Annotated in this window: 3 protein-coding genes; 1 reads left to right on the forward strand and 2 read right to left on the reverse strand. The window is 66.2% G+C overall.

From position 1 onward, the window contains the following. The first annotated feature begins 17 nt into the window (after positions 1-17). Positions 18-11,729: a leukotoxin LktA family filamentous adhesin gene (locus Q8Q80_RS01525; protein WP_305631236.1), complete on the forward strand. Its 11,712-nt coding sequence runs from the start codon at positions 18-20 to the stop codon at positions 11,727-11,729. A gap of 132 nt (positions 11,730-11,861) precedes the next feature. Here the strand turns inward: Q8Q80_RS01525 and Q8Q80_RS01530 are convergent, their stop codons facing one another. Together Q8Q80_RS01530 and Q8Q80_RS01535 are read right to left on the reverse strand one after the other, a co-directional pair. Continuing rightward, positions 11,862-12,200, reverse strand: coding sequence for a cupin domain-containing protein (locus Q8Q80_RS01530; protein WP_305631237.1), 339 nt, complete (start codon positions 12,198-12,200; stop codon positions 11,862-11,864). Positions 12,201-12,462: 262 nt separating this feature from the next. Continuing rightward, entirely contained in the window at positions 12,463-13,782 is a 1,320-nt protein-coding gene (locus Q8Q80_RS01535) for a DUF1329 domain-containing protein (protein ID WP_305631238.1), read from the reverse strand. Positions 13,783-14,462 lie beyond the last annotated feature (680 nt).

Genomic DNA, 14,462 nt, shown 5'->3' on the forward strand with positions numbered 1-14,462 from the left:
AAATCGTGCGCAAATCAGTGCCAAATCGGCCGCGCGGTTACACCGGCGCGGTCGATTACTTCACCCTCGACAGCCAGGCCAACGCGAAGATCGGTTCGGCGCAGATCAACGCCGGCACCGCACCGCTGTCGGCATCGCAGGACGTCACCGTTTCCGCTCATGCCTCGCACGGGCTGCTCAATCTGGCGGGCGTGCCTGAAATCGATCTGACCACGCTACCGGACGGTGGGTCGAACAGCGCCTCGGCGGGGTTTGGCGGCACCTACCATCACCTGACGCTGACCGGCGGATCCGACGCGACCATCGCGCGCGGCGCCACCGTGCGCGCCGACGGACTGGCCCTGCTGGCCGGCACCGATTTCGACCAGGTGACCATTGCCGAAGCGGCGGGCAAGGCCGGCAAGGTGTCGGTCCAGGGGGCGTTCTCGCTGATCGACAGCGATCTGCATACGACTGCGCAGATCGCGTCGGGTACCACGGTCAATGCGCGCGACGTCGTGCTGCAGGCGGTCGACAACAGCATGTCGATCAATGTGGCAGGCGGCGTGGCACGGTCGGGCAGCATAGGCATCGGCTTCTCGGTCGCGATCAACGATCTGGACCGCACCACGAGCGCGTTGATCGGCAACCGCCCTGATGAAACCGGGTCGGGCGGCGCGCTGACGGCTGCCGGAAACATCTTTCTGAAGGCGGTCACGGGCGCGACGCAGGGCGCATTCACCGTGGCCGGCTCGCTGCCCGGCGGCGGTGACGAAAGCACGGACGGCAAGCCCGGCGGCGACGGCTCGAAAACCAATGTGAAGGACAAGGGCGAACAGGGCAAGTCCGGCATCGGCATTTCGGCTGCCGTGTCGATCAACCTGGTCAATGACACGACCCGCGCGACCGTGGCCGATCTGGCAAGCGTGTCGGTCGCCGGTACGGCGGCCTCGACGCTGGACATCCATACCGATGCAGACGGCGTGACCGACCTGTCGGTTGCGCTGACGCACGGGCTGAATGCCGGTGCGCGCAACGACGCGCTGGCGCTGGCCGGCGCCGGTGCGCTGACCATTGCCACCGGCAAGACTGCGGGCCTGGGCGGCGCCTTCACCTGGAATCAACTGGAGAAGATCACCCAGGCCACCATCGCCCGAACGGGGCTGACGCTCGGCGGGTCAGGCAATGTCGTGCTCGATGCCTGGAACGGCGGCCCGATGTGGTCGGTGTCGGCCGGCGTGGCCGCGGGGCAGAAGGTCGGCGTTGCCGGTTCCGTTGCCTACAGCAATGTGGACAACGGCACGCGGGTCGCGATCGATGGTGCCGGAGTGGACACCGGCGGGTCGGTGACGCTGATTTCCAGTGACAGTTCCGACATCCGCAGCGTGGCGGGTGCCGCGAGCTATGGCGGCAAGGCCGGCTTCGGTGCAGCGGTGGCGATTTCCACGGTGGATTCCGACACCGTCGCCGAACTGGTCGGCGACGAAACGGATACCGGCATCGACATCGACGACGAGGTAGTGCGCGGCGCCGGCGGCATCACGGCGAGCGCGACCAGCGACAACGACATCGTGTCGGTGGCCGCGGCACTGAGCGCGTCGAACGGCGTGTCGCTGAGCGGTGCGGTCACGATCAACACCATCACCAACGAAACGCGGGCCTCGGCCGACGGCGTGGTGCTGAAGTCGGGTGGCGCGATCGCGTTGTCGGCCAGCGACCTGTCGACGATCGAGTCGCTCGCCGGCGCGGTCGGGTTTTCGCTCAGCACCGCGGGCGTCGGTGTGGCCGTCGCCTACAACGAGATCGGCAACACGACGCGGGCTGCACTCGAGGACGCCCTGGTCGAAGACCAGACCGGCGAGACCGTGGATACGCTGACGCTGACCGCGACCAACACGTCGACCATCAAGTCGGCGTCGGTCGCCGGCGGACTCGCGTCGACCTTCGGCGGTGCAGGCTCCGCCTCGACCAATTTCAGTGACCAGACCCGCACCACCGCCGAAATCGTCGATTCCGATGTCGCTGCAGCCGAAGCCAACGTGACGGTCACGGCGATCGACACCTCGCTCATCGAATCGCTGGCCGGCGGCGTCGGTCTGGGTCTGTCCGCCGGATTCGGCGCGGCCGTCGCGGTGAACGACATCGGCAACGTGACGCTCGCCCGGGTATCCGGCAAGAAGACGGCCGATGGCCTGGACGTTGCGGGTGTCGTCATCAGCGCCGATTCGCTGGCCACCATCAAGACGGCATCGGTAGGTGTCGGTGCCGGCGTCAAGGTCGGCGTCGGGGGCTCGGTCGCGGTGAACCTGATCAGTTCCGACACGCGTGCGCTGATCGAGAACGGCGCGGTGATCGAGGCGCGCGACGACGTCGCCGTGCTGGCCGAATCCGACGACCGGATTTCGGTGCTGGCCGGCGCGGCCGGCATCGGCCTGGCGGCGGCGGGCGTGGGCGCATCGGTGACGGTGAATGAAATCACCGGCACCACCGAGGCGGCGATCCGCAGTAGCGAGGTCGCGGCGCGCGCGCAGCAGGGAACCGGCGTGAGTGTGAACAACGGCGAGGTGGCCGGCGCCAACCTGCGCGACAGCATCGACGAAATGAATACCGAAGGCGGCGGCTATTCATCCAGCAATCCCTTCGTCGCGCCCGACCTGACGGCCTCGCGCGGCAAGGTGAACGTGCGCGGCATCGCGGTCAACGCACTGGCCACGCATCACACCAGCACCGGTGTCGCCAATGTGGCCGGCGGCCTTTATGCAGGCGTCGCGCTGACTGCAAGCGCGAGTGTGATCGGTGGCGAAACGCTGGCCACGGTGAGCGATTCGGTGCTGAACGGTGGCGACAACAGCGGCGCATCGGCGCAGCAGTCGGTCAGCATCCGGGCGGCGGACCACGCCTACGGCAATACCTTCATCGGCTCGATCGCCATCGGTGCCGCGGGTATCGGCGCATCGGCCGACGTCAATGTGTTCCAGCGCAATACCAGCGCCAAGGTCACCGGCGGCGACAACCGTCGCGCCGACATTCATGCGAAGGGCGATGCGGATATCGATGCGCTGTCGGCGCAGGGTGTGGCATCGGTGGTGGTCGGCGCATCGGGCGGCGTGGTTGCCGTGGTGGGCAGCGGCTCGGTGGCGAAGTTCACCAGCACCACGGAAGCGTATGCCCAGGAGGCTGACTTCCATGTCGGCTCGCTGGACGTGATGTCGCAGCACTTTTCGACCTTCCTCGTGGCGGGTGGCGGACTCGCGGTGGGCGGCGTTGCCGGCGCCGGTACCTTTGCCGTCGGCCTCGATGACAGCACCACACGCGCGCGGCTTGAGGACACGACGGTCGACGCCGACGAGGCGGTGACAGTCACCGCAGACACCGCCACCGAAATGCGCACCTGGGCGGTCGGCGGTGCAGGCGGCGGCTTTGCCGGCGTGGCCGGTGCAGTGGCAGTCGGCATCATCGGCAGCACGACGGAAGCTTCGGTGATCGACAGCCGCATCGGCCGCACCGATGATCGCGCCGCAAGCCTGCTGGTCAGTGCCAGCGACAGCGTCGTGACCGAAAGCCGGGCTGGTGCGGCGGCACTCGGCGGCATGGCCGGCGTGGGGGCGGGCGCTTCGGTAACCAAGGTGGACAACACCACGTCGGCGATCATCCAGGACAGCGATGTGTACGTCAGCGGCGACATCGATGTCACGTCGACAGCCGAACGCAAGCTGTCGAACCTGGCCGCAGCGGCGGCGGCTGGCGGTACGGTCGGCATCGGGGGCTCGGCCGCGGTCACGCTGCTCAACGCGACGATGAATGCGAACGCCGCCGGCGAACTGGACAATACCGACGGCGACAACGAAGGCACGCTCAGTTCGGCGCAGGCCTTTTCCAACCGCGACCTGCTGTCCACCGACGACGAGGACGGCAACGTGCGCACGGCGGACAACTTCTCCGCCAGCGACATCGCGCGCGTCAATGCGACGGGCAAGGTCGCGACGAAGGACCAGATCAATGCGGCGCCGGTGGGCAGCACGCTGGCCACCGTGATCGATAGCGACGGCACCCGCGACACGCTGATCGCCGGCGGCAACATCCGCATCGGTGCGTCGGAGAAGGACCGCATCGAAGTCGGGGCCGGCGGCATTGCGCTGGGCGGTCTGGCCGGTGTCGGTGCGTCGGTGGGCGTGCTCGACGTGCGCCACAACGTCGGTGCGACCACGGTCGGCGCGATTTCGCTGCAGGCCGACACCGGCGACATCGAGCTGAGTGCGAAGACAGCTGAACTGCCGGACACCGATCCGCGGGTCCAGGCCGAACCGGCGCTGCAGGTCGACAGCTTCCAGGCTGCCGGCGGTCTGGTGGGTGTCGGCGCCGCGGTCGCGACCGCCGATCTGAACAACACGGTGCGCGCCGGTCTGGGGGCAGGCGCCCGGGCGACCGTTAGCAGCGCTTCGGGCGACGTGCGCGTGACCGCGAGCGACGCACTGGACGCCCGCTCCAGAGCCGAAGGCTATGCGGTCGGGGTGGTGGCGGCCGGCATCGTGATTGCGCGCGCCGACAAGAGCGGCAGCACGACCGCGCAGATCGGCGGCCGCGACACAGCCACGACCCAGTCCGCCGCAACCGGCATTACGCTGGCAGGTGGGCTGCTCGACGTTCAGGCGACGCGCGAAGACACGGTATCCGCCGAATCGAAAGCCGGTGCCGGCGGTGTCGCGGCGGGCTCCGGCTCCGAGTCGCGTGCCGGCGCGCTGGGAACGGCCCATGCGACCATCGCCGATCGGGTGACGATAGACGGCGCCGGTTCGGCCATATCGGTCACCGCCAACAGCACGCCGCAGGTCAGTGCGGTGGCGCGGGGCTACAACGGCTCGTTGGCGTTGTCGATCGGCGTGTCGCTGGCTGAAGCGTCCGCGTCGACGCAATCCTATGCGACGGTGGGCCGCTACAACAGCATCACGGCCGGTGCGCTGTCGCTGAATGCGGCGACGCTGTTGCCGACTGTTGTCACAAGCGTTGGCACCAGCGTCGGCCACAGCGCCTATTCGTACGCCAACGCGACCGGCGGATCGCTGCTGGTCGGCGCCAATGGCAGTGATTCGTACGCGGGCGGCAGCTCGCTGGTCAACGCGACGATGGGTACCGGCAACGTGCTCGCGATCGCGGACAGCACGTCGCTGACCGCATCGAACCGCACGCGCCAGACGGCCGTCACCAGCGGCGTCACCGTCGGCGGGCTGCTGGCGCTCGGGGCGAATCTGGCGGATGCCGTCGCGGGATCGGTCACGCTCGCGTCCATCGACAATGGCAATACCGGCACGGTCGGTGACGCGCTCAGCGTGGTCGCGACCGGTCACGACGAAACGTCGGCCGATGCCGAAGCCGGCTCGGGCGGCATCATCGCGGGTGCAGCAGCCGTGGCGTCGACGCGCAATCTGTCCGATACGCAGGCGCTGCTCGGTGGTGGCGCGTCCGGCGATGCGCTGGTCACGGACAGCGGCGGGCGCATGGAAGTCCGCGCCGATCACACGGCGACCTTCAATGCCCGCGTCGATTCGTTGTCGGCGGGCGTGGTCGGTGCCAGCGGCGCACAGGCGCGCAACGACATCGACGCCAGGGTGGTCGCGGGCATTCGCGCGGGTGCGCATCTGAACACCTGGGATCTCGATGTGTACGCGCTGAACCAGACGCGCAAACCGTGGCTCACACGCGTGGAAGGGACTGCCCTGGTCGACGTGTTCAACGTGTTTGCCGGCGCGGGGGGGCTGGCTGGCGGTGCGGCCGGGTCCGGCGAAACGCGGGTGGACAACATCACGCGGGTCGAGGTCGGAGACAGCGCGCGGGTCAGCGTGCTTGGCGATCCGGATGACGCGGGGCGCAGCAACTTCAATGCAGTGTCCGACGTGATGCTGCGCGACCGCGCGAAGCTGGAAGCCGGCGGCGCCATCAGTGCGGCCGATGCCGAATCCATCATCGAGGTGAACATCAACCCGCTCACCACCGCGGCAGGGGATGTCGGACGGACCGAAGCGCGCATCGGCAGCAATGTCGTCATCGATACCGTGGGCGACTTCAATCTCGCGACGCGGGAAAACGTCGATGTCGAGGCGCGCGCCAGTTCCAAGACCTGGGGCCTGGCCGCCTATGCCGATGGCTTTTCGAAATCGGACATCCACAGCCGGTCGACGACATCGATCGGTGCCGGGACGGACATTCGCGCCGACGGCTTCATCAACCTCGGCGCCGGCCGCGATGCCGGCGGCGTGCGCAACCGCTACTCGTCGGTCGCCTACACGGACCTGTACAACAATTCGCTGATTCCGATACCCGGTCTGGACTGGGGCGCGGACGGCCTGCTCACCCAGACCAGCCGCATCGTTGTCGACGGCAGCCTGCGCAGCGTCAAGGACGTGAGCCTGATCGCCGACAAGGGCTTCGGTCACCTCGTCGACGGACATGGTGTGGCGCGTGACCTGTACAGCCAGGCGGCGAGTGCCATTGCCAGCGGCATCAGCAACCTGTTCGGTGGCGGCGACGTGTCGATCGAGCAGAACAGCGGACGCAGCATCGAACAGTCGCAGGCCGGTGCGACGGTGAATGGCTTCATCGATGCCGGCATCCACAATCAGCGCTGGATGAACATCAGCGAGACGGATCCCGGTGGCGGTGCGCTGCCGCTGACGCTCAGCTCGCAGGTGCCGCGCGACGGTCAGGAGGCGAAGTGCCAGGCGCCCGGCGTTGCGGGCTGCGTCTACGACACCTATTCGAAGCAGTACTGGATCACGCGCTCCGATGGCCTCGACATGCCGATCGCACGCATCGAGAACCTGCAGGACAATCTGCAGACGCGCATCGACTCGCTGAAGGAAATCCGCGGCCAGTATCAGGGTGTGACCAGCACCGGCGCCGACGCCAGCAGCCCGGAGACGGTGGCGGCGCTGACCGCCGAAATCAACTTCCTCGAGCAGCAGCTTGCCGATCTGTTCCCGGCGGGCGGCGCGACGGCATCGGTGTCCGACGCGGCCTTCATCATCCTGCCCGAAATGAGTGCGCGCGGCGGCAACATCAATGTGATGGGCGACTACCTGGCAGGCAGCGGTCAGCTGGTGGCGCGCGGCGACGCGCAGATCCGGATCATCAACAACAGTTCGGCCTTTCTGCGCACCGATGCACTGACCATTCCGGAAGAGGCGACCGGGCGGCTCGTGTTGAACAGTGTCGCCATCCTGAACACGCCGGGCACCCGCCCGACGACGGCCGACATCAATGCCGAGCTGAATGCCCGCACCAAGGGCGGAACCGCCGGCTTCGGCAGCGTCGACATCGCACCGGATTCGGCCGTACCGCTGATCGAGGTGAGGAACACCTACATTCCGCTCGATGCGGACGCCCGCGCGCCGGACATCGAAGTGGTCGGTGACATCAGCAACCTGCTCGGTACCGTCACGCTGGAAAGCGAGCGCGGCAGCGTGCTGGTGCAGCCGAAGGATCCGTTGAATCCGCTGACCGCCCCCAATATCCAGGCGGCAACGATCAACATCACGGCCGGGCGTGATTTCGTGTTCAGTTCGCCGTCGGCCTTCTATCACACCGCCGGCGCCGCACGCGACCTGTGGGGTGGCACGCGCACGCCCAGCGGCGGCAGTGGCGGAACCGCCAACAACTTCGAGGACAGCAGCCTGTTCAGCGGCGCGGCTGACGACGTACGCATAGGCAACGGTGCGCCGACCATCGCCGGCAACAACATCTTCATCAGCGCCCGCTACCTGAACATCAATGGCCTGTTGCAGAGCGGCATTCCCGATCGTTCGATCACGATCGACGCCGATGCGCGTGTCAATCTCAACATCGGCCCGTACAAGACCGCCACCACGCTGGCGCAGGCGAAGACGAATTACGACGCGCTGGTGGCCGGTGGCATGAAGCCGGCCGATCCGCGCTTCCGCATCACCGGCACCGACGGCAACATCGTCGCCTTCTTCAATGCGGAACTGAACCGCATCGAACTGGAGCCGGTCAAGGTCGAAGGCGGCAAGCTCGAACTGCTGGGCGAAATACTGAACACCGGTGGTGGCCGCATCGCGGCCATGGATGGCTACGGCCGCTTCGACATCGACAACCTCACCGGCTACGATATCGTCATCAGCGGACTGGACACCGGCAACGACATCGAAGGCCGCGTGCGCATCACCGACTACCTGCGCCGCTGGGACCCGGTCGCGAACGGCGGTCTCGGTGCCATCGTCAGCAGCCCGCTGCAGTCGAGCACGCCGACGACCGCCTACTACAACAGCCTGACGCCGGTCACCCGCATCGTCACGCGTCTGGGCGCAAACGTTCAGACCTCGGACGTCATCGTGACGACCGAAAGTACACCGGCGGGCGACAAGCTGGTCGAACGTCCGGTGGCGTCTTATGTGGATCTGATCAACACGCGCAACACCGGCTACGCGCCGGTCGAAGACCAGACCTATACCTGGGTGACCGGTCAGCGCAGCACGACGAACACCTACGCGCGTTACGAGAAGGAAACCAAGTTCTGGTTCTTCCCGGGCAGCTGGTCGATCGCGGACCGCACGGCCTACGTCGAATATCCGGACGCGACGCCCTTGATGGAAGGCGAATACACGCGACTCGACCCGACTCTGGGCGACGACGCCTATCGCTATCAGCGCCGCGATGTCCTGACGTCCTACCAGGAATGGTCGAAGGAACGTTCGAAGTGCTCATGGTTCTTCTGCATCTGGAAGTGGCACACCTACGAGGTCTGGAGCGATTTCGGCACCAAGCGCTACAACACGCATACGGTCAAGGCCGACCACGTGATCCCGATCAGCTTCATCGGCCACGACAGCGGCGGCATCGACATCGTCAGCCGCGGCGATATCATCCTCGCCGGCAGCCTGACCAACCGGACCGGTCTGGTTTCGCTCGATGCGACGGCGGGAGACGGGCTGCCCGGCGGCGCCATCGCATCGGAAAGCGCGCGCGGCACCGTGACGACGGAAAGCCTGACGATGCGGGCTGCCAGTGGCATCGGTAGCGCGATTGCACCCTTGCAACTCAATCTGTCCGGAAACGGCAGCATCGATGCCGTGAGCGCTGGCGGCGACGTCGGCTTGCTGGCGGTGTCGGGTGACATGCGCGTGGCACAGGCGATCACCGGTGACGACGGCCGCGTGTTCCTGCAGGCCGATGGCGACATCGTGTCGGCCGGAGCCGGCGATGCCGTGCGCGTGCAGGGCGGTGGCGTCGAACTGGTGTCGCTGAACGGGCACATCGGCAGCGACGCGCAGGCGCTCGTGGTGCAGACGCAGGCCACGCTTCAGGGCGGCCTCGACGTCACGGCCATGGGCGACATCCATGTGCTGCAGCCGGACGGCGACCTGCAGCTGGACAAGGTCGAATCGCTGACCGGGGACGTGACGCTGACCGCCGGCAATGGCCGCATCGTCGATGGCAACCGCAACGAAACGCGCGATACACGTGCCGAAGCCGAGCTGGACGCGGTCTGGAAGAATCTGCGACTGCGCGAGTCGGACGGCGCAGCCGACAGTCTGGCCGACGCGCTCAAGGCGCATCGCGCCGGTGTCGACCGCGAGTACCGCGAGTACTGGTCGCTGCGCAACGTTCAGCTGATCGAAGACCCGGCCAATGCCGGCAGCTACGTCTACCGGGCCGATGCCTACGATGCGGCAGCGGCGCCGCCGCGGCTGCGCGACCTGCACGACAAGCTGGGTGGCCTGGGCGTGACGCTGGCCACTGGATCGGTGCCCGACTATGACGCCGACTTCCAGTACGTCGGGTCGGTCGACACGGACCGGACGCTGGCGGACATTTCCAATGGCACGCACGCATGGACCGACAACCAGGTGCGCTACGGCGTCAGTGCGGCGATCTACAACAAGTCGGTGTCGGATACCGAAACCCGCATCGAACAGCCCAATGTGGTGGGCCGCCACATCGTGCTCAATGCCGCCGGTGCGGCGGGGGGCGTCGGACGCGACGAGGGGCAATTCACGGTCAGCATTGCTGCGCTGGCGACCCTCAGCCCCGACGAGCGGCGTGCGCTCGCGGCGGCCGAAGCCGATGACGTGGCGGTGGACACGGTTGCGAAGACCGCCACGGTGCTCAAGCGCGATGACGTCGATGTGGCGACGACCGCGGACGGCAGCGTGACGGTGAATGCACGCGGCCATGTCTTCCTCGGGGCCGACGACTACGAGCGCAACGGCACGGCGCTGCCGGGCGACATCAATCTGGTGTCGCTCGACGCCAGCGGGGGCGGTGCCGACTACAGCAAGACGATACGGCTCAAGGTATCGGGCGGAATCATTGACGCCGGCGCGGGCGCTGTTCCGAATCTGCGCGGCGGCAGCACCATTCTCGAAGCCAGTCACGGCAGCATCGGCAGCGCTGCGCGCCCGGTCAGCCTCGATCTCGGTACCGCCGCGACGCTCACGGCACGCGCGGCGAGCGGCATCTGGCTGAGTGAACTGAGTGGCCCGATGCGGGTGGCCGAAATGTTCGCCAGCGCTGGCGGCATTCACCTGACCAGCGCCGGCAGCATTCTCGATGCCCGCGGCACCCAGCGTGTCGTGGCGCTGCAGACCGGGGAGGGCGACATCGACCTGCGCTCGCTCGCCGGCAGCATCGGTGCGCCCGGCGAGGCGCTGGTCGTCGCGCCGGGCGACGGTCACGCGGTCAATGCCGAGGCGGCGGAAGACGTGTATCTGTCGGGCATCACCGCCGCCGATTCCGATTTCTCGTCCGATCTCGAAGTGGGCGACGTGACGGCAGGTGGTGACGCGTCGGTCACGGCAATCGGCACGGTCAGCGGCGGCAGCGTACGTGCCGTGCGCAGCAATCTCGATCTGCGCGCCGGCCACAGCGTAACGGTGCTGGAGGCGACGGCCGATGCGGGCAACGCAAGTGTGTTCGCCGAACAGGACATCCTGATGGACGCGGTGACCGCCGGCCGGGGCGTGCGACTGGAAACGATCAACGGTCGGGTCAGTGTGAAGCGGCTGAGCGGCGACACCATCGACATCATCACGGATGGCGACATTGAGGCGGGCACGCTCGAAGTGGATTCGCAACTGTCGATCGGCGTCGGTTCGATTACTGCAAAAATCGTTCAAACCGGCACCAGCGGCCCGCTGCTGATGAACGTGACGGGTCCGCAAGGGAGCATGGCGCGCTGGGTGGATCTGACGTTCGACAGCCCGATCGGCACGCGCTTCGAGCGGCTGTATTCGCAGGACGCGCGGATCGAGACCGAGCGCGGCTGGCTGGAAGTGCTGGACGGGCGGATCGACAATCAGGCGCGCTTCATCAATCCGCAGAGCAACGTTTACATGGACAACGCGACGACGGTGATCCAGCCGGCGGACATCCAGCTCAATGCGCCGGATGGGCAGTTTGCGCTGCGCCTGGAGCGCTACCGTCTGGTGACCGACGAGACCGCGCTGACGCGCAGCCCGCTGCACGAAGTGGTCAATGCGACGGATCCGGACAACAGCGGTCGGGAGGAGTCGCGCAACGCGATCGAACCGCGGGTGCCGAATCCGACGCGTCCGCAGGCGGTGAATGTGGTGCCGGCGCTGTCGCAGATCGCGATCAACATTCCGCTGGACATTCCGGCCGTGAATGCGGGCGAGGAAGAGACGGAAGAAGAAGCCGAAGCACGCCGCAAGGCCGAGGATGAGGCTGGGGCGCAGAACGCAACGCCCGGCGAAACCCCGAAGGAGACCGCACCGTGAAGCGCGCGCACAGCTTCTTCATCCGGTGCTGCGGTACCCGTCAGCGCAGGCAGGGCGAAAGGTGGTGGAAGCCGGGGGAGGGGTGCGCTGCCGGCAACGAGGACCGTTGCCGCCACCGGCAGCGCAGAGGGATCATTCGGCCGGGATGAAATCGAGGCCCTTCGACAGCACGAACATCACCGTACAGCCGGTGTCGGTCGTGTGCGGCCCATGTGACGTGCCGGCCGGCGCGGTGAACACCGAACCCGGACCATAGGTCTTGCCGTTCTCGATGAACTGACCGTCGAGCACATAGGCGACTTCATCGGCTTGCGTATGCAGGTGCGATTGCACGCACGAGCCGGCGTCGAACTTGTAGAGCACGGTGGATGCCGTCGTCTCGAGTTCGCCGTCGATCACCTTGAAGTACACGCCATCGATGCCGCTGGGTTGCCATGCGAGCGAGTCGGCGTGAAATTCCTTTGTATACATGCACGGTCTCCTGGGGGGGCGGTAAGTGCCGGGTTCAATACATTAGCGGTCTAATAATTAAGCACGGGCCATGCCAAGCGCGGCGTCACGGCTGCGCGCCATCTGCCGCGATGACGCGGTGCATCCGGGGACGAAAGTCGGACCCCGTCCGACCACGGTGACCGATTTCCGGACCTGCGCTTGATGCGTTCGTACCGCAACAGCGGAAAAAAGGCCCGTCCGCGCGCAGCACGGACGGGCCTTCGGGTGAAGGCCGGCGGTCTTACTTGCCGGTTGCGACTTCTTCCAGCACGTTGAGCGACACGTCAGTTTCCTTGACGCCCGCCGGATTGGACTTCATGTTCGACGACCAGTTGGTGGCATGGCCACGCTTGACGTCGATGATGTGTCCGATCACGGGCATGACTGCCTTGTAGCCGTCGTCGCCGATGTCAGGCCGGTTCTGGAAGATGAACATCTTCCAGAACTCGCCCTTGCGGTCTTCCGCATAGCCCAGATACGGGCGCGGAAAGTCGACTTCCATGTACACCACCTTCTTGCTGTAGGGGTGTTCCGGGGGCGGGATGCCCTCGACGACATACACCTCACGCGGCTCCCAGCCGATGTCCGGCGCCGGGTTGAAGTGCGGCGGAATGTCGATGCCGATGCGCGGGAAACGCTTGGCCGGATCGGTGTAGGGCTGCTTCACGTCCACACTGATTTCCGGGCTGTGAGCGATCGCCAGCACCCAGCGCTTCTCGATCAGCTTGTTCGACACATACTTGGTCGGGGCGGCGTCCCAGATGTCCCAGTCGTCATACAGCTGGTCGGTACCGCCGATCGGGTCCATCCACGCGCCGCCCGACAGGCGACGCACGCGACGCACCGACTTCAGGTAGGCGTAGGAGTCATCCGGCACCTTCGAGTCAGCCTGGTTGTAGCGGACCGAGAACAGGCCCAGACCGCGGATGTCCTGCGGGTAGGTCGCCACGAAGTAGGTCTTCTGCGAAATGTCGCCCTTGCCCACGGTGATCGGGCCGCCGTCAAGACGCCCTTCCATGTAGTAACGACGCGACTGGAAAGCCTGTACCCGCTCGTAACCCTTCTTCGCATCGAGGAAGGCCCAGGCGATGTCGCGCAGGTCCATCGTGGCGCCGTAGGTGGCGGCACGCAGGTTCCAGATCACCTTGTCGCCGGCGTGCGGGTCGTCCATCTTGATGGTTTCCGGCGGGAACAGCATGCCGGCCTGCCATCCGGACACCGTACGGTCAGCCGGATTGAACTTCACCGTGTTGATGTTCTTCTTCGACCACTCCACGTACTTCGGATCCATCTCGATCTTCTTCGAGTTCGCGAGCTTGATGGTCAGGTTGTAGTTCTTGATCATCCACTCGAGCTTCTCCGGGACCATGCTGGCGATGGTCTTGTTCTCGAAAGTGTCGTTCTTGATGCTTTCGTAGTTTTCCTTGTTGATCACGAAGCCTGCGGGAAGCTCCTTCGCGAAGGCCGGGCTCGCGCCCAATCCGATCGCGAGGGTGATTGCGCCTGCCACGCCTTTTCGCAGCGCACTGCGACGTAGCGTCTGGTTGCCTTGGTTTTGCATCGTCTCCTACTCCTTTGGTCTGTGGTTCAGGATCAAACGAAAGATCGGCGTCCGGTGGAATCCGTCAGCGGGGACGGCTGCTGAATTCCGCCATGGCCGATGTTTGACTGAAGGGCGACGTGTGTCGCCCGCGACCTCCCTACATGTCCGCCTCCCGGAGCGGGGGCGGACTATGCGGCGTTGCGCTGTCATGACGGTGAGGTCAGTGCCGTCCGGCAGCCTTGCATGGGGTGGGTGTCCTGCACTGGACAAAATTCGTGGCGCAGCGCGCAGCGTGATGTGTGGTAAGGCAAGGAACGCGGCACGCGGCCCCACGCTGACACGGCATCGCCTTGGATCGGGAATCTCGTACATGCCTTCTGAAACCGGAACGTTCATGTCTCGCACCTGCTTGCTGTTCGCGGATGCGGTCATCGGGCATGCGCTGAAGAAAGCCGCCGCCGCAAGGGCGCGGCACCGCTTTCGACAGGGCTTCCGACAGACCTAACATTTAGCATCAGATTCCTTAGTGTGCAACCTGTTCCCGGGTCGACCACGTTCTTCGCGGCGCCCGGCGACACACAGACGGTTGCAGCAGGCATTCATCATCGATGCCGTCTCTACGGCATGCGCGCTCATCCGGATGCAATCGGTCGGCTGAAAGTCGAACCCCGGACTGATGGCGACGGACGATTTCCGGA

The organism is Methyloversatilis sp., assembly GCF_030698125.1.
Taxonomy (GTDB): domain Bacteria; phylum Pseudomonadota; class Gammaproteobacteria; order Burkholderiales; family Rhodocyclaceae; genus Methyloversatilis.